The sequence below is a fragment of the Streptococcus parasanguinis genome (genome assembly GCF_019929185.1).
Taxonomy (GTDB): Bacteria; Bacillota; Bacilli; order Lactobacillales; family Streptococcaceae; genus Streptococcus; species Streptococcus parasanguinis_O.
On record NZ_JAHZPC010000001.1, the window covers coordinates 245,338 to 261,936 of the forward strand.

Annotated in this window: 18 protein-coding genes; 1 reads left to right on the plus strand and 17 read right to left on the minus strand. The window is 43.6% G+C overall.

The annotated features are described in order from the left end of the window. Positions 1-99: 99 nt before the first annotated feature. Positions 100-918 carry an aminoglycoside 6-adenylyltransferase gene (locus K1I56_RS01200; RefSeq protein WP_223324746.1) on the minus strand — a complete coding sequence of 273 codons (819 nt, stop codon included), beginning with the start codon at positions 916-918 and terminating at the stop codon, positions 100-102. A 55-nt stretch (positions 919-973) separates the two neighbouring features. After that, a complete protein-coding gene (gene parE, locus K1I56_RS01205) occupies positions 974-2,923 on the minus strand; it encodes a DNA topoisomerase IV subunit B (RefSeq protein WP_049486220.1) in 1,950 nt (649 codons plus the stop codon). Positions 2,924-3,113: 190 nt separating this feature from the next. On the opposite strand from parE, the gene plsY reads away from it, so the two are divergent. Then, complete coding sequence (gene plsY, locus K1I56_RS01210) at positions 3,114-3,755, plus strand: glycerol-3-phosphate 1-O-acyltransferase PlsY (protein WP_298620177.1); 642 nt, start codon at positions 3,114-3,116, stop codon at positions 3,753-3,755. A 74-nt stretch (positions 3,756-3,829) separates the two neighbouring features. On the opposite strand, the gene K1I56_RS01215 is transcribed toward plsY, so the two are convergent. The 15 genes from K1I56_RS01215 to K1I56_RS01285 all read right to left on the minus strand — a co-directional run bounded on the left by K1I56_RS01215 (position 3,830) and on the right by K1I56_RS01285 (position 16,598). After that, the gene (locus tag K1I56_RS01215; protein WP_223324748.1) at positions 3,830-4,240 is read right to left on the minus strand and encodes a hypothetical protein; all 411 of its coding nucleotides are present in this window, start codon (positions 4,238-4,240) and stop codon (positions 3,830-3,832) included. A 56-nt stretch (positions 4,241-4,296) separates the two neighbouring features. Further along, the gene (locus K1I56_RS01220; RefSeq protein WP_223324749.1) at positions 4,297-4,662 is read right to left on the minus strand and encodes a hypothetical protein; all 366 of its coding nucleotides are present in this window, start codon (positions 4,660-4,662) and stop codon (positions 4,297-4,299) included. Between the two features lie 99 nt (positions 4,663-4,761). Continuing rightward, entirely contained in the window at positions 4,762-5,547 is a 786-nt protein-coding gene (locus K1I56_RS01225) for an L-threonylcarbamoyladenylate synthase (RefSeq protein ID WP_003003291.1), read from the minus strand. Positions 5,548-5,645: 98 nt separating this feature from the next. Further along, on the minus strand, positions 5,646-6,236 hold the full coding sequence (leuD, locus tag K1I56_RS01230; protein WP_223324750.1) for a 3-isopropylmalate dehydratase small subunit: 591 nt from the start codon (positions 6,234-6,236) through the stop codon (positions 5,646-5,648). A gap of 11 nt (positions 6,237-6,247) precedes the next feature. Then, positions 6,248-7,630: a 3-isopropylmalate dehydratase large subunit gene (leuC, locus tag K1I56_RS01235; RefSeq protein ID WP_223324751.1), complete on the minus strand. Its 1,383-nt coding sequence runs from the start codon at positions 7,628-7,630 to the stop codon at positions 6,248-6,250. Positions 7,631-7,654: 24 nt separating this feature from the next. Next, positions 7,655-7,933, minus strand: coding sequence for a DUF1294 domain-containing protein (locus K1I56_RS01240; RefSeq protein ID WP_223324752.1), 279 nt, complete (start codon positions 7,931-7,933; stop codon positions 7,655-7,657). 1 nt (position 7,934) lies between these two features. After that, a complete protein-coding gene (gene leuB / locus K1I56_RS01245) occupies positions 7,935-8,972 on the minus strand; it encodes a 3-isopropylmalate dehydrogenase (RefSeq protein WP_049473039.1) in 1,038 nt (345 codons plus the stop codon). 12 nt (positions 8,973-8,984) lie between these two features. After that, positions 8,985-10,547 carry a 2-isopropylmalate synthase gene (locus K1I56_RS01250; protein ID WP_223324753.1) on the minus strand — a complete coding sequence of 521 codons (1,563 nt, stop codon included), beginning with the start codon at positions 10,545-10,547 and terminating at the stop codon, positions 8,985-8,987. A 284-nt stretch (positions 10,548-10,831) separates the two neighbouring features. Next, complete coding sequence (locus K1I56_RS01255; RefSeq protein WP_223324754.1) at positions 10,832-11,464, minus strand: YpmS family protein; 633 nt, start codon at positions 11,462-11,464, stop codon at positions 10,832-10,834. Next, complete coding sequence (locus K1I56_RS01260) at positions 11,433-12,275, minus strand: SGNH/GDSL hydrolase family protein (protein WP_049486214.1); 843 nt, start codon at positions 12,273-12,275, stop codon at positions 11,433-11,435. The genes K1I56_RS01255 and K1I56_RS01260 overlap by 32 nt, the downstream gene beginning before the upstream one ends. Before the next feature lie 14 nt (positions 12,276-12,289). Next, positions 12,290-13,558, minus strand: coding sequence for a dihydroorotase (locus K1I56_RS01265; RefSeq protein WP_223324755.1), 1,269 nt, complete (start codon positions 13,556-13,558; stop codon positions 12,290-12,292). A gap of 11 nt (positions 13,559-13,569) precedes the next feature. Further along, positions 13,570-14,034 carry an NUDIX hydrolase gene (locus K1I56_RS01270; protein WP_223324756.1) on the minus strand — a complete coding sequence of 155 codons (465 nt, stop codon included), beginning with the start codon at positions 14,032-14,034 and terminating at the stop codon, positions 13,570-13,572. 9 nt (positions 14,035-14,043) lie between these two features. Beyond that, positions 14,044-14,697, minus strand: a complete 654-nt coding sequence (locus tag K1I56_RS01275; protein ID WP_223324757.1) for a uracil-DNA glycosylase — start codon at positions 14,695-14,697, stop codon at positions 14,044-14,046. Between the two features lie 130 nt (positions 14,698-14,827). Further along, entirely contained in the window at positions 14,828-16,333 is a 1,506-nt protein-coding gene (locus tag K1I56_RS01280; protein WP_223324758.1) for a glycosyltransferase family 39 protein, read from the minus strand. A 79-nt stretch (positions 16,334-16,412) separates the two neighbouring features. Then, positions 16,413-16,598 carry a hypothetical protein gene (locus K1I56_RS01285; protein WP_223324759.1) on the minus strand — a complete coding sequence of 62 codons (186 nt, stop codon included), beginning with the start codon at positions 16,596-16,598 and terminating at the stop codon, positions 16,413-16,415. Position 16,599: the final 1 nt, after the last annotated feature.

Here is a 16,599-nt window from a genome sequence, read left to right on the forward strand (position 1 = left end):
TCAACTCCTTTCAAAGAATGTTGAGTAGTCTTTTAGGAAAAAGGAATTCGGTTACACCAAGTAACCAAACGTTCCTTTCTGATGTTTAAAATAAATTCATTAATGATTAGAAAGTTTCTCTTTAGCATAAGAAGTCATTTTCTCTGCAACTTCCATATCGTAAGTAAATCCCATCTTTTGGGCCAGAATTTGAGCTTCTCGATTGAATAGCCCCATGGTAGCAAATAAAGACTGAGTGATTTTATCGATACTAGATAAATCAAGCAGTGCTGAGAACTCCTTCTCTTGCCCGGCTGGTAGATACTGGAAGAGGTGCTTGTAGTTCTTTCCGATATCAACTACTCCCCTATCGCTTGCTACCTGCCAAGCTAAGAACTTGAGAAGTTCTTGCTGACAAATGCCATAGAGATGATCAGTCGCATAGATAAGCTGATTTCTTCGAATGGCTTTTACAACATAAGCCGATACCCACCAAAATTCATTGCAGGATGCTGCAAATTCCTCTTCAGTAGGCGGACAGGTCCAGTAGCGTTTTGGGCTTGGGAAATACGATTCAAACAAACCTTTGTCATCTTTTATAACTTCAAAATTTGCTTCGCTGTCTACCCACTCTTGGATATACTCCTTAGGACAGAGGGTCAAATCAATGCGATTTCCATCTTCAAAAAGCATGAGATAAAGATGACGATGGTCTACTACGTTATGTTGTGAAATCAGGCGATTTCCAAACTGGTTTAGCCAAGATAAATCTGAAATCAGGTCTTCCAGATCATCAACTATATAGACCACATCGTAATCTTGAAACTCATCTTTTACGGACTGAGGATTCGTTCGGGATCCGGATAAAGCAATTGCTTCTACTTTCAGAGCATCAGCTATCTGCAAGATCAGAGTCATCATTTCTGTATCAGTTCTCATGTCGATTCCTTAACATTTCTACATTACGGCTTATTTATTTTATAGTAGAAAGTAATTAAAATACCGTATTTTCTTCCAAGGTAAACTTAACGTTATCTTCGATCCATTGGCGCCGAGGTGCAGCCTTATCTCCCATGAGGACTGAGACGCGGCGTTCTGCACGAGCTAGATCATCAATGGTGACACGGATCAAAGTACGGGTCTCTGGGTTCATGGTGGTTTCCCAAAGCTGATCCGCATTCATTTCCCCCAACCCTTTGTAACGTTGGAGGGTTGCGCCACGGCCAAAGGTCCGACGCAACTCCTCTAATTCGCTATCTGTCCAAGCATAGGCCACTTCTTCTTTCTTGCCTTTGCCTTTGGACATCTTATAAAGAGGAGGAAGCGCAATGTAGACATGCCCTGCTTCTACCAAAGGGCGCATATAGCGATAGAAGAAAGTTAGGAGAAGGGTTTGAATGTGGGCACCATCTGTATCCGCATCGGTCATGATAATGATCTTATCGTAGTTGGCATCTTCCACAGAGAAATCTGCCCCAACTCCTGCACCAATAGTGTAGATCATGGTGTTGATTTCCTCGTTCTTGAGAATATCACTCATATTGGCTTTCTCGGTATTGAGAACCTTCCCACGAAGGGGGAGAATCGCTTGGAACTTACGGTCCCGTCCTTGTTTGGCAGAACCGCCGGCTGAGTCTCCTTCGACTAGATAGAGTTCATTCTTCTTAGGATTTTTAGACTGGGCCGGTGTCAATTTACCAGATAAAAGTCCTTTGTCCTTTTTGCTCTTCTTGCCATTTCGGCTTTCATCCCGCGCTTTTCGGGCTGCTTCACGCGCATCCCGGGCCTTAATAGCCTTACGAATGAGATTAGAAGCCAATTCTCCATTTTCCATGAGGAAGAAGGTCAATTTATCAGAAACAATGCTATCAACGACTGGACGAGCTAAGGGACTTCCTAATTTGTCTTTGGTTTGCCCTTCAAACTGCAAATGGGCTTCTGGAACCAAGATCGAAAGAACAGCAGACAAACCTTCGCGGTAGTCTGATCCCTCTAGGTTCTTGTCTTTTTCTTTGAGAAGACCCGTCTTTCTTGCATAGTCGTTCATGGCCTTGGTAATGGCTGTCTTCAGACCTGTCTCATGGGTTCCCCCATCTTTGGTACGGACATTATTAACGAAGGACAAGATATTATCTGAGTAACCATCATTGTATTGCATGGCCACTTCTACCTGAAAACCATCTGATTCGCCACTAAAGTAAAGAACAGGTGTCAAAGTTTCCTTATCTTCGTTCAAGTACTCTACAAAATCTTGGACACCATTTTCATAATGAAAGGCCACATGGTTGTCTTCTTCCTTGCGGAGGTCGGTCAGCGTCAGCGTTACGTCCTTAAGCAAGAAAGCTGATTCTTTGATCCTCTCAGCAATGGTATTAAATTTGAAATCCGTCGTTGAAAAGATGGTTGGATCCGGCATGAAGGTGACCTTGGTCCCTGTCTTAGACTTGGGAGCCGTTCCTATCTTCTCGAGAGTAGTGACAGGTTTCCCGCCATCTTCAAAGCGTTGCTTGTAGACAGCTCCATCACGGGTAATTTCTACCTCAAGCCAACTAGAAAGGGCATTGACGACAGAAGATCCCACTCCGTGAAGACCTCCAGATGTCTTATAACCTCCTTGACCAAACTTCCCTCCGGCGTGGAGGACCGTAAAGATCACCTCAACGGTTGGTTTACCCATAGCATGCATCCCGGTCGGCATTCCACGTCCCTGGTCTTCTACCGATAGCGAACCATCTTTATTAATCGTTACATCGATTTGTGAGCCAAAGCCAGACAAGGCTTCATCGACCGCATTATCCACGATCTCCCAGACCATGTGATGCAAGCCATTTCCGTCGGTCGATCCGATATACATCCCTGGACGTTTACGGACTGCATCCAACCCTTCTAGTACCTGAATGGCATCGTCATTATAATTATTAATATTGATTTCCTTTTTTGCCACAAGGAACCTCCTGTTTGTTCATCTTTTCTATATTACAGTTTTTTAGGAAATTTTGCAAAATTTTTTCTCTCTATATGGAGATTTCTATATCTCAGTAAAAAAAGCTGGCTGGACACTTTCTTCAGATGTCACACTTGAACTCCAGAAATTGCTTTTTCTATCGTTGGCTTTTTGATATAATGAAGGTATGATGAAAGAAATAAGTGTTTTAATTTTAGCCTATCTGTTAGGCTCCATTCCTTCGGGATTATGGATTGGGAAAATCTTTTTCCATATTAATTTACGAGAACATGGATCAGGCAATACAGGAACGACCAATACCTTCCGGATCTTAGGAAAAAAAGCTGGGATCATTGTCTTTGCGATTGATTTCTTGAAAGGGACACTGGCCGTCCTCCTTCCGACTTTCTTCGGAATTCAGGGGATCTCACCGATGGTCTTTGGTCTCTTAGCTGTTTTAGGTCACACTTTTCCAATTTTTGCTGGATTCAAGGGGGGAAAAGCAGTGGCGACAAGTGCTGGTGTCTTACTCGGCTTCTCGCCTATCCTACTACTAATCTTAGCTGTTTATTTTGTAGCCAGCCTTTATTTAACCAGTATGATTTCGTTTTCGAGTGTTACTGTTGCGCTACTCGCCATTTTATCGGTCCTCCTTCTTCCTTTGACTGGATGGATCTTGCACGGTTATGATCCGCTTTTTACAGTCATTGTCTTGGCCTTAGCGACCTTGATCATTCTTCGTCACAAAGACAATATCCAACGGATCAAAGAGAAAAAAGAAAATCTCATCCCTTGGGGAAAGAACATCACCCACCAACAACTAAAAAACTAGAGCCTGCGCTCTAGTTTTTTTATGATTTGAACGGAAGTCATTTTACATTTCTCAAGCTCTGAAATCTGTATCCACTATAAAGCATCGACTAAGTCCATCAAAATTTCCATAGGAGTTTTTCTCCTACGACCATTAACAGTTTCGATCATGTGATAAACTTTTAAACGATTGTCATTGCTAAAGACAAACTCAAAGCGAAATTGACGTCCATTGGGTGCCACTGTATCAAATTTTGTTTTATATTTATCATGAACAGGGCTAACTGGAAATTTATTAAAGAGCAAGCGTCGTTTCTCTCCTGCTTCTTTCAGACAATTTTCTAGTTCCTGACAATAGTTGTAAAACAGCTGATAGAGGTCTTCTTCTGAAATTCTTCTTCTCCGAACCAATGATTTAAAATCCGAAAAATTTCTGCGCGGGATTTCAATGCTAAATGAGAAGCCCTCTTGGTTGATTCTTTCTAAAAATGCATCTCTTGAAATCATAGAACCACTCTTTCTTTTATCAATCTGTAGTGAACCCTTATTGTTTCTATACACAGTCAATCCATTATGTAGTCAAGCAGATCCATCAGGGTGAGTTTCTTACGACCATTGACGGTCTCAAAGAGATTATAAACTCTTAGTTGTTGGTTCTTTTTAAAAGCAAACTCAAAGCGAAACTCCCGGCCATTGCATGCCACTATATAAAATCCGGTCTGATACTTCCTCTTATCCTCTACTACTTTCATTTGCCGGTCTTCTACCTCTCTACAAAGTGAAAGAAAGATCTGATAGAGTTGCTCCTCAGAGAGCCTTTTTCTCCAAACTAATGACTTGAAGTTATTGTACCGCCACCATGGGATTTGGATATTGAAGGAAAAACCTTCCTGATTGGCTTTATCGATAAATGCTTTTCTGGAGACCATACTAACTCCTCTTCTAATGGAACATCGTTTGACTCTATTATACCATCTTTTATCCTTTCACAAAAAAAGCATTCCAAATGGAATGCTTTTTTCTATTTCTTAATAGTATTCCCCTTGGCGGTAGTTCCAAGAGTTGAAATGATCAGATAAGTGCATCATGATCTTATCAATATCCAATCCTTTACGGATCACAACTGGACAAGTATTGACAGAACGGCTACCTGCTCCTTGTTCTGGGATGAGTTTTCCTTCCGCATCAACCATAGAGACCATCACGCCTTGTTCATAGCGAGTTTCAATGGTCTTGTCTGGTTGGATAGAAGCTACATAATCATCGGCTTCGATAACCAAGTCCACGGCACCTTCGATGCGCTCACCGATTCCTTCGACCTTCCCGCGGTTTCCTTTACCGGAAGGGTTGGCTGAAGAAGCGTAAACCATCTTGCCTTCTTTTTCCCACATTTCTTTGGCGATTTGCTCACCAGCTTTACCAAATTTGATGACAAAGCATGAAGTTCCACGAACGTCTGTCATGAGTTCTTCACGTCCATCTCCGAAAGCTTGCAATTTTGCATAGGCATCTTCACGCCAAGGAAGTATACAACCAAGCAAGATATCTTCATCCCAATGTTTTTGGTAGAAGGCTTCAATTTCAGGATTCAATTGCGCAAGGGCACGAAGTTCATCCATGCTTCCGCAGAGAACCACACCTGGTTTGTTGCGGTTGCGTTCTTTGGCTTCGAATTTACGTTCCAAGCCAGCCTTGTCACTGGTCATGATGATGTAGCCAACTTTGGTAGGGCAGACGATACAGCCACCCTCTCCTTTAAGAATATCAAATCCTTCTTGTGAAAGTTGTCCGTCCCATTGAATGTGTTTTGTCATAAGTCTCTTTCCTTTTCTATTCTTTTTAGTATTGTAACAAAAAATAGTCTCAAATTCAATATATTTTCAGAAAATTCGTAATTAAGTATACAATTTTATCATTGCCAGTAAGCTGGCCGGTTCTTCTCATAAGCTGCAATCAAGTCTTCGTACTGAAGCGTAATCCCGATATCATCCAAGCCGTTGAGCAATTTGTGCTTCCAATCTTGATCGATCTCAAAGCGAAACTCTCCAACAGGCGAGATAATCTTCTGCTCTTCCAAATCTACTGTCACTGGATCTGTCGGCTTCAAACTTGCCAATTGTTGACGAACATCTAGTGGTTGGACAATCGGCAGCATGCCATTATTAAGCTCATTATTGTAATGGATATCTCCGAAAGATCCAGCGATAACGACTTTAAAGCCATAATCAGCTAAAGCCCAGGCTGCGTGCTCCCGAGAGGAACCAGCCCCAAAATTGTCACCAGTAATCAAAATGGTCGCCTTGCGGTATTCTGGCTTGTTAAAGATAAAATCTGGATCCTCAGTATACTGGTCATCCAAATAGCGCCAAGCATACATGAGGTATTTCCCAAAACCTTTTTTATCAATCAACTTTAAGAATTGCTTGGGGAGGATTTGGTCGGTATCAATATTATCGTTCATCAAAGGAACTGTTGTTCCTGTATAAATGGTAAATTTCTCCATGCTTCCTCCTTTTACTGGACTTCTGGCATTTGGCGCACGTCGACAAAGCGACCAGCAATTGCTGCTGCAGCGGCCATTGCTGGGCTACAGAGATGGGTCTTGGCTCCAAATCCTTGACGATCTTCAAAGTTCCGGTTGCTAGTAGAAGCACAGTGGACCCCATCTGGAACCTTGTCTGGGTTCATTCCTAGACACATGGAGCATCCTGGATCACGCCATTCAAAGCCCGCATCCATGAAGATCTTGTCTAAACCTAATTTTTCAGCGGCTTGCTTAACCGGACGAGAGCCAGGTACCACAATAGCAGTTAAGTTTGGCGCAATTTTTTTGCCTTTCACAAACTTGGCTGCCAACTCCAAATCGCTGAGACGCGCATTGGTACAAGAACCGATAAAGATATAGCCTAATTCAATGTCTGCTGGTTTTTGACCAGGTTCTAGATCCATATAATGATAAGCCCGTTCATCATTCATGTCTCGAATCTCTGGAAAAGGAGTCTCGAAGTCCACTCCCATAGAAGGATTGGTCCCCCAAGTCACCATCGGAGCAAGATCAGATACATCCAAACGGATGACCTTATCATAAACAGCATCGTCATCACTAACCAGAGTCTTCCAATCAGCTACTGCGGCCTCAAAATCATGTGGCACACATTCGCGTCCCCGTAGGTAGTCAAAGGTCGTCTCATCTGGATTCATGATCCCCATTTTGGACCCGAACTCGATCGACATGTTACAGATGGTCATGCGTTCTTCCATGGTCAAGCGATCAATTGCTTCTCCTCGATACTCTACGACATAGCCAACTCCGCAAGCAACACCGTAACGCGCTATCAAAGCTAAGATGTAATCTTTTGAATAGATCCCTTTTTGTGGGGTTCCGGTGAATTTGACCAACATCTTCTTTGGTTTGACTTGCCAGATGGTTTGGGTCGCAAAGACATGCTCCACTTCACTGGTTCCAATCCCAAAGGCAATGGCACCGAAGGCTCCGTGGGTTGCGGTGTGACTGTCTCCACAGACAATAAATTTTCCTGGCTGGGTCCGACCAGTTTCTGGGCCTATCATATGCACGATTCCTTGCTTAGCAGAACCGTGACCTGCATGATCAATCCCAAATTCCACTACATTTTCAGCTAATTTATCAATCTGGGCTTTTGAAATGACATCTCGGATATCAAAAATATTGACCGTTGGAACATTGTGATCAAAGGTTCCAAAGGTTAAATCGGGTCGTCGAACCTTGCGACCTGCATCCCGTAATCCTTGAAAGGCTTGCGGACTCGTCACTTCGTGGATATAGTGTTGGTCCACATACATGAGTTGGGGTTGCCCTTCCACTCCTGTAATCACGTGGCGGTCCCAAAGTTTATCAAAGATAGATTTTCCACTCATCATCTTTCTCCATTTATCTTCTTGTTAGGAAATCCATTGAAGGATTAGAAAGAGGGCACCTGCTAAAAGAAGGCTACTGCCCCACCAGCTAGCTTGAAAATACCATTTCCGCACCTTGTGGTGAAAGAGATATCCACCTAGTAGAGCTCCGAATCCACCAAGCATCCAGCTCTCGAGTAACAGGACCTTTTCAGGAATCCGCCACCTCTTTTGGATGGCTTTTCGTTTATCTAAACCATAGGTCAGAAATACGATACTATTCCAAATAGCAATAACAACTAAACAGCGATCTCTCCAAGTCATCTTAGAGATTCCCAATAATGGCTGCAGTCATCTCAGCAGTAGAAGCCTGACCACCTAGATCCCGTGTCAAGATTCCTTGATTCAAGGTTTGATTGACAGCTTCTTCGATCATTTCTGCACCTGCTGTTTCTCCAAAACTGTCTCGGAGCATCATGGCAACGGACAGGATCATGGAAATCGGATTGGCAATGCCTTGACCAGCAATATCAGGTGCTGAACCATGAATCGGTTCGTACATACTTGGTCCTTGGTCAGAATGACTAGCAGATGGCATCACGCCTAGTGTTCCAGGAAGGACGCTGGATTCGTCAGATAGGATATCTCCAAATAGATTCTCTGTCACTACAACATCAAAGCGGGCTGGATTGGTAATCATGATCATGGCCGCACTATCGACAAGCTGATGCTCTAAGGTCACATCTGGAAATTCTTTGGCAACTTCTTCTGCCACTTGGCGCCACAATTTAGAAGTTGCAAGGACATTTTGCTTATCGATACTGGTCACTTTCTTACCACGTCCTTGCGCGATCTTGAAGGCTTGGCGCATAATCCGACGGATTTCTTCTGCACTGTAATCATTGATATCACGCGCTGTATCTTCTTTCAAGATATGCTCTCCAAAGTAAATCCCACCTGTCAATTCACGCACGACTACAAAGTCGACACCCTCGATACGCTCTGGTTTCAAAGGAGACAAGTGTTTCAAGGCGTCAAAAATCCGTACAGGACGAATATTGGCAAAGAGATTTAATTCCTTGCGAATAGCGAGTAAGCCTTGTTCTGGACGAACAGGAGCATTGTCATACTCAGGACTCCCGATGGCTGCGAGAAGAATAGCATCCGCTCCTTTAGCTGCTTTTAGAGTATCTTGGGGAAGTGGGTGGCCAGCGGCATCAATCCCAGCACCCCCAAAAGGTTTGTCTTCTAGACTATAATCAAAGCCAATTTTGGGAGCAACGGCTGCGAGGACCTCTAGTCCAGCTGCCATGATCTCAGGGCCAATCCCATCTCCTGCAAGTGTTACAATTTTCTTTGTCATGTTTATTTCCTCTTAGGCTTGTGGAAGATCACGGTAGGAGACAGCTCGTCCCATCTCACCCGCATTCTCTTTTTGAACCAGCGTGTTGGCATTGATATAAGCGATGGCAGAGGCTTTCAATACGTCAAAGTCCAAACCAGAGGCATTGAAAATCGTATCTGTATCGACATTTTCCACAGATACCAAGACACGGGCTTGGGCATCGATCCCATCTGTCACTGCATCGATATTGTATGAGGTCAAGCGAACGGTTTGGTTGAAGAATTTATCAATCGCATTAAAGATCGCTTCAACTGACCCTTGACCATTGGCAAGGAATTCAAGTACTTCCCCTTCTTCATTGCTGAGGCTAACCGCTGCTGTAATCGTTTCGTCTGCATTGGTGGTTAAGCGGAGATCATTAAATTGGAATCCTTCTGGATTTTCCACTGCTGTACCGGCAACAAGGGCGCGGATATCGGCATCTGTGATCTCGTGTTTCTTGTCTGCCAGAGATTTGAACTTAGCAAACAACGGCTTGATGTCCTCTTCTGTATATTCCAGTCCCAACTCATGCAGTTTTTCGACAAAGGCATGGCGACCAGACAATTTTCCAAGAGGGAGGCTATTGCTCTTGACACCCACCAGCTCAGGGGTGATGATTTCATAAGTAAGAGGATTTTTAAGAACCCCGTCTTGGTGAATACCAGACTCGTGTGAGAAGGCATTGCCACCAACAACCGCCTTGTTTTTAGGAATTGGAATACCAGAGTAACGAGAGACCAACTCAGAGGTGTTGATGGTTTCATTAAGAACAATCGGACTCTCAACTTGGAAATAGTCTTCGCGAATATTGAGAGCAACCGCTACTTCTTCAAGCGCCGCATTGCCGGCCCGTTCACCGATGCCATTAATGGTTCCTTCGACACGACGGGCACCATTTTTAACAGCAGCGAGGCTATTCGCCACCGCCATACCTAGGTCATCATGGCAATGAGGTGAATAGATAATCTCGCGATCTGTCTTGACATGGTCAATCAAGTATTTGAAAATGGCACCGTACTCCGCTGGTGTCGTGAAACCGACTGTATCAGGAATGTTGATGTAGCTAGCACCAGCATCAACTGCAGTCTGTACGACTTGCAAGAGGAAATCCAATTCTGTCCGGGTAGCATCTTCTGGTGAGAATTCCACAATCTCAAATTTTGAGCGAGCGTAAGAGACGTGCTCTTTGATCGCTTCAAGGATTTCTTCCTTTGTCTTGTTGAGTTTAAACTCCCGGTGAATCGGACTGGTTGCGATAAAGACGTGAATTTGTGGATACTTAGCATCCTTCAAGGCTTCATAACAAGCATCAATATCTGATTTGACAGAACGGGCCAAACCTGTCACGGCTGTCTTGGTCAAGACCTTGGCAATCTCTTGAACAGCTGTGAAGGAATCAGGACTAGCTGCAGGAAAACCTGCTTCAATAGCAGAAATGCCCCACTTTTCCAATTGTTTAGCAATGGCAATCTTTTCTTTGATAGAGAAATTAACTCCTGGAGTCTGTTCGCCATCCCGAAGGCTGGTATCTAAAAATTCAACTTTACGCATAGGGTCTCCTCATTTCTATGTAGTGGATATAAAGAAAAACATCTCACTCGGTTAACCAAGCGAGATGTTTTTGCCCGCTTGGTAAGCCAAACAGGACTAATGCTTCTGCACTAGCCCTTGTACCTCAACAACAAAGCAAATTGAATAAACTTAGCTGTTTTCATGTTTGACTTTCTCCTTTGTTCAATGTCTTGTTTAGTATTTTAGCATAGGGAAAAAGCAATGTCAAGAATTTTCTGTAATATTCTGAATTTTTTGAATAGAAACAAAATAGAGCTTTCGCTCTACTTCTTCTGATACAAATCAAAAACGATCTTGTCATTATAGAGATCAATGGTATTGGCCTTGACATAGATTCCAAAGTCATTGTCAATTTCTGGTAATACAATGGTGATGGTAGACTGCTTTGGAGAAATTTGGATAAATTCTGGAATAGATTTATTTTTACTCAAGAGCTGCAAGACCATCCTTTGTGGAATTTGAAAGGTTCCAACTGAAAAATCTTTCACCGTCAAGAGGATGTTCCCATTTTCCAATTTGGATGGTTGAAAGTAAATGTATAAGGGATAATCCTTTCCTAAGAGACTCAACTGCCCTTCTAATAGGATTTGCTGATTGTCCGCATAGACCTTGTAGTCGGACAGCTTATATTTTTTCAGTAGCGATTTGATAGTATCATTGAGTTGATCCCGAGTCGTTGTCATGGTTCCAACTTTGACATCTTTGGTGCCAACTGCTTGATGAAGCTGACTAACATCTTCTCTTGGCGTCGCTAAGCGTCCTTGCACGACTATAGCAAAGGCTAAGAGAAGGCTCACCAATCCTAAAAACAACCATTTCCAAATATTAATTTTTTGAAGGAAGGGGACCTTCTCGTTGATGGGATTATTTTTGACTCCAAGTTTTCTTCGTGGCATTGATTTTCTCCAATATTGCTTGTTTCATCTTTTCATAGCCCGTATTGTTAGGGTGAAAGCTATCCTCTTCATACAGGGCATCATTGATAACGGTAGTCTTCCCGTCACTGACTTCTGATACGCCCATTTTGCCATCAATTCCTTTATAAAGCAGATCATTGATCGGGACGAAATAGACCAGATCAAATTGCGCGATGGTTTCTTCCGTCCTCTCATTCCAACGATCGACAGCCGTCTGGATATTAGTTAATTCAGGAAAATTCAGGTAAAGAGGATTGTAGATCCCCACTACATAAATGGGAAGATGGGGATTGTCCTTTCTGGCCTTTGTAATAATTTCTTTGAGGTTCGCTGTATAATTCTTGAGCGGCTTTTGGATATCCGATAGGGAAAAGTCACTCAGATGATCGACAACGACTTTGCGCAGGTCATTTCCCCCAACCGTTAAGGTCATGACACGCGCCTTTTTGAGATCCTTCTGAAGATCTGTTTGCTTCTTGAGTCGATCTAAGATCTGAGCACTTGTATTCCCAGCTACTCCATAGTTGACAGGCTGGTACTGACCGTCATTTTCATTGGATAGGCTTTGGGCAAGAATGGGCACGAAGCCCCCTTGCTTGGTGCTATCCCCTACTCCTTCAGTCAGTGAATCCCCTAGAGCTACATAAGTATAGGTGATTTCTTTCGCAGCCGTTTTGGGCTTGGTCATACGAGGGGATGCAGTTGGTAGCAGAGCACGAAATAGAAAGACAAAGACAAGAAGGCTGGTTAAAAAGAAAACCAAGCCTTGCATCATTTTTTTAAGATTCATATGAATACGATCGCTTATCCTTGAAAAATCACTTGTCCATCACAGATTGTATAAGCAACTTTCCCTTTTAATGTTTCACCCACAAATGGTGAATTTCCAGCTTTTGAAGCGAAATGATCCGATACCAGACGATCTGCTTCTGGATCAAAGATGGTTAAATCTGCCGGTCCATCCACTGCGATATAGCCAGCATCAAAATCATAGAGACGTGCTGGATTATAGGACATCTTTTCAAGCAATTGCATCAAGCTTAAATGGCCAGCATGCACCAAGTAGGTCAAACCAAGAGAAAGCGAAGTTTCAAGCCCAGTCATGCCAGATGGTGCTTTGGTAATATCAGGGACATTCTTCTCATCCGCATGGTGAGGCGCGTGATCCGTCGCAATCACGGAGATGACGCCTGACTTCAAGCCTTCAATCACTGCTAGACGGTCTGATTCCAAGCGAAGGGGTGGGTTCATCTTGGCATTGCTTCCTTTAGTCAAGAGCAGACTTTCTGTTTTTGAAAAGTGTTGGGGCGCTACTTCTGCTGTCACATGAGCTCCTAACCCTTGGGCAAATTCCACAACCTTGACACTTTCTTCCTTAGAAAGGTGTTGGATATGGAGGTGAGCACCTGTCGCATGGGCAATCATGGCATCACGCGCAGCCATTGAATATTCGGCTACACCCGTCGCCCCACAAACATGAAAATGTTCCTTGGCAATGTTCTCATTCAACCCAAGAATGCCATTCAACTCAGGGTCTTCTTCATGCAGACTAATAAAAGTTCCTAGACGCTTGGCTTCTTCCAAGGCTTGACGGACAACCTTGGTGCTTTGAAGGGGAATCCCATCATCTGAAAAACCAGCCGCACCAGCCTTAAGCAGGCCTTCAAAATCTGTCAGGTGTTGACCGTCAAAATTCTTGGTCACCGTCGCAACCGTATGAATGTGGAGATTTTCCTTGGCTGCAGAAGCTAAGACTTCCTCTAAGGTAGCAATATCTGAAATGGTCGGATTGGTATTGGCCATCATGACCACTCGAGTAAAACCACCCGCAGCTGCTGCTAAAGCACCCGTATGGATATCTTCTTTATGGGTTTGCCCGGGTTCACGAAAATGCACGTGCACATCGATCAAACCAGGAGCTACCACTAGACCTGAGGCATCTAGCACCTCTTCTCCATCCGTTGGGAGATTCTCAGCGATCTCTACAATTTTCTTTCCTTCGATGCGAAGGTCACAGACTTGATCCAAACCGGTCTTTGGATCCATGACACGACCATTTTTAATGACAACCATTGCATTCTCCTTTATTCATAAAAATCGACATGGGTCTCTAGCAAGCGATCCCCATCATAGCGAAACATTGCTGAAAAGAAGGGTTTATCCTCTAACAACCACTCGACAAAAGTGTGGTCCCCTTCCCAGGTTGGTTTTAAGAGGACTTGATCGTAAGGTACCCACTCCAAGGTCCCTTCGTTACACTCGATCAGTTCGCCCTCAAAGTCCGTTACCTTAAAGACATAAGTGTACCAATCCAAGTCCGGAGTAAACTCAGGAAAGGTAATGATCCCTTTCAAGACTGGCTTGGCTCTAAGGCCTGTCTCCTCAAAAATCTCACGGGCAGCACACTCCTGTGGGGTTTCCCCGCGTTCTAATTTTCCACCAACCCCGATCCATTTACCTTCATGGACATCATTGGGCTTTTTATTGCGATGCAACATGAGAAATTCTTTCCCATTGTCGATATAACAAATCGTTGCTAATTGTGGCATTTCTTTCTCCTATCTTAACCAATCAATTGGCTCGCGTCCCGCCTCTGTCAAAAATTGATTGGTTTTTGAAAAAGGTTGGGACCCAAAGAATCCTCGGTAGGCCGATAAGGGACTTGGGTGAGCTGATTCAAGGACCAAATGTCGATCGTGGGTAATTAGAGGCTTTTTCTTACGGGCATAAGATCCCCAGATGATAAAGACAACTGGCTCCTCCAACTCATTAACCACCTTGATCACAGCATCTGTGAACGGCTCCCAAATTTGTCCCGCATGACCATTGGCCTGACCAGCAGGAACCGTCAAGCAGGCATTGAGCAAGAGCACCCCTTGCTCCGCCCAAGAGGTCAAATCATGCGACCGCTTCTCCCCAATGTCTGAGCGCAATTCTTTGAGAATATTTTGCAAAGAAGGGGGGGCTGGGACATGATCCGGCACAGAAAAACTTAAGCCCTGCGCTTGATCCGGTCCGTGGTAGGGATCTTGGCCTAAAATCAAGACCTTGACCTGCTCCATCTCAGTCGTCTGCAAGGCCTTAAAGACCTTGTCACGCGGTGGATAGACCACCCCTTTGCTATAGACCTCATTCATAAAGTCATTAATCTGATGAAAATACCCTTCCGGAAGATGGGATTTGATGGCTTCATGCCAGGGGGAATGTTGCATGGAAACTCTCCGCTATCCAATAAATTCTTACCTTTCATTATACCACATTTGATACAGATCCACTGGATAAAAAAGAGGCTGGACCATTTTATCCAACCTCTGGTTCTGCCTGTTAAACAAGCGAGAGTTTTTATGTATTTTCTTTCTTAATGAATCCTGCTAGACCGATCGAAGCCACTAGCAAAATTTGCGGCAAGAATTGGATGAGGTAGCGGGTCTTCCCACCTTCAAAGATGGTTAAGAAGAGCAAGCCGCCAAAGACCGCTAAGGAAAGGAAGTTAAAGGCATCTGTATCTCGACGTTTGAGATAAGCCCCAACCAAGCCAGCTGACAAGACGATCCAGATCAGCTGTTTCACAAATTCATAATACTTGTACTGTGGGCGATCCGTGCTGAGGAAATAGGTTCTCACCCATTTAGCCAGACCATTGTTTTTAGTCAGTGGCGCATAGAGAGGATTAATATAAGGTGTCTTCTCATACTCTACATCTCGGTAAAGCCAACCTAGGGTCCCTTCTGCTACCGTCAAAGATTGCTTGTAGTAGATATGACCGATCAAACCGACAGGTCCATACTCTTTGAGACGGCGCTTGATTTCTTTGATCACATTTTCTTTCTTAAAGAGACCATTGTTGTAGTCCGAGCGTTTATCCTCATCGATATAAGCTAGCAAGCCCTCTTTCATATCTTCTTGGTTATGCCCCATATCCGTCAAGCCTAGATTGATAAACAAGAGTGGGCCCTTTGCGAGACCTTCCTTTTTCAAAATCGGAACAACCGTTTGATGATTGACCGCTGTATTCAATCCTGCAAAGACAAAGCCCGTCATCATCACGGTCACCGTAGCAATCTTGCCAAAGGCCTTCCAGTTTCCTCTAAAGAAGAGGACAGCCCAAAAGGCAATCATGATAATAATCGTCGTTGGACGGATCAACATGGTCACGCCAGATAAAATCCCTAAACCAAACATCTTCTTCCAAGAGACCCCTGCTTGGTCTTCCTTTAAGAGATCCAAGGCCCACCACAATTGAAGAGCGATCAAAGGAAGCGGAGGAATGTCCGTATACATGGAATAGAAATAAGGCGAGTAACAGATCAAGCTGACATAAAAGAGATAAACTAGATCAGCTGTTTTCTGATTGAAATGCTTCTGAGACAGCTTGTACAAGAGGACGGCACCCAGATTGACATAGAGTATATTGAGAATCTGCATGACCCACAAACCGCTAGAACCGAATAAAAGATAGAAAAACTTTTCATAAAGAAAGAGCGGAATATTATTGGGATTGCGACTGAGGTAGTTGGTGATGGAAGATTGCTTAAGAAGATCAAAAGCCCCTTTGAAAACAACCGCAGCATCCCGACGGATAAAGAGCTCCGCACAAACCATAACAATCAACTGAAAGACAACCGCTCCAAGTAAGAAGCCTTTTTTATGCCGAGTCAACCAAGCAAAGGCACTCTTTAGCCCATCGCGTTTCAACCAGGCTAGCAGAAATAGCAACCCAGCACCTAAAATGGCTAGCCATGAAATCTCTCTCAGATAGGTCACACTGATCAAGAACCAGTGGACCATCACTAACAACATGACAACATGAAGCATCCCAAATAGAATACGTTTACTTTTCGATAACATAGGTCCATTATATCAAAAAAACAGCATTTCTGCTGTTTTGGGGTGGTACGAAATCATTCAGGTTGGGGAATAATCTTAATTATTTAGGGTCTTCCTTAAAATCAAACTCTATTTCCCGAGGCTCTGTGAATTCAAGGCCTCTATAAAAAAGAACAACCAACAAATATAAAATCAATCCCAAAAACAAGCGCATTTGAACAAAATATGCTAAAAACAGAACAATAGAGCTTAAACAAACAAGGGCAAACAATTGACGTTTTCTCATT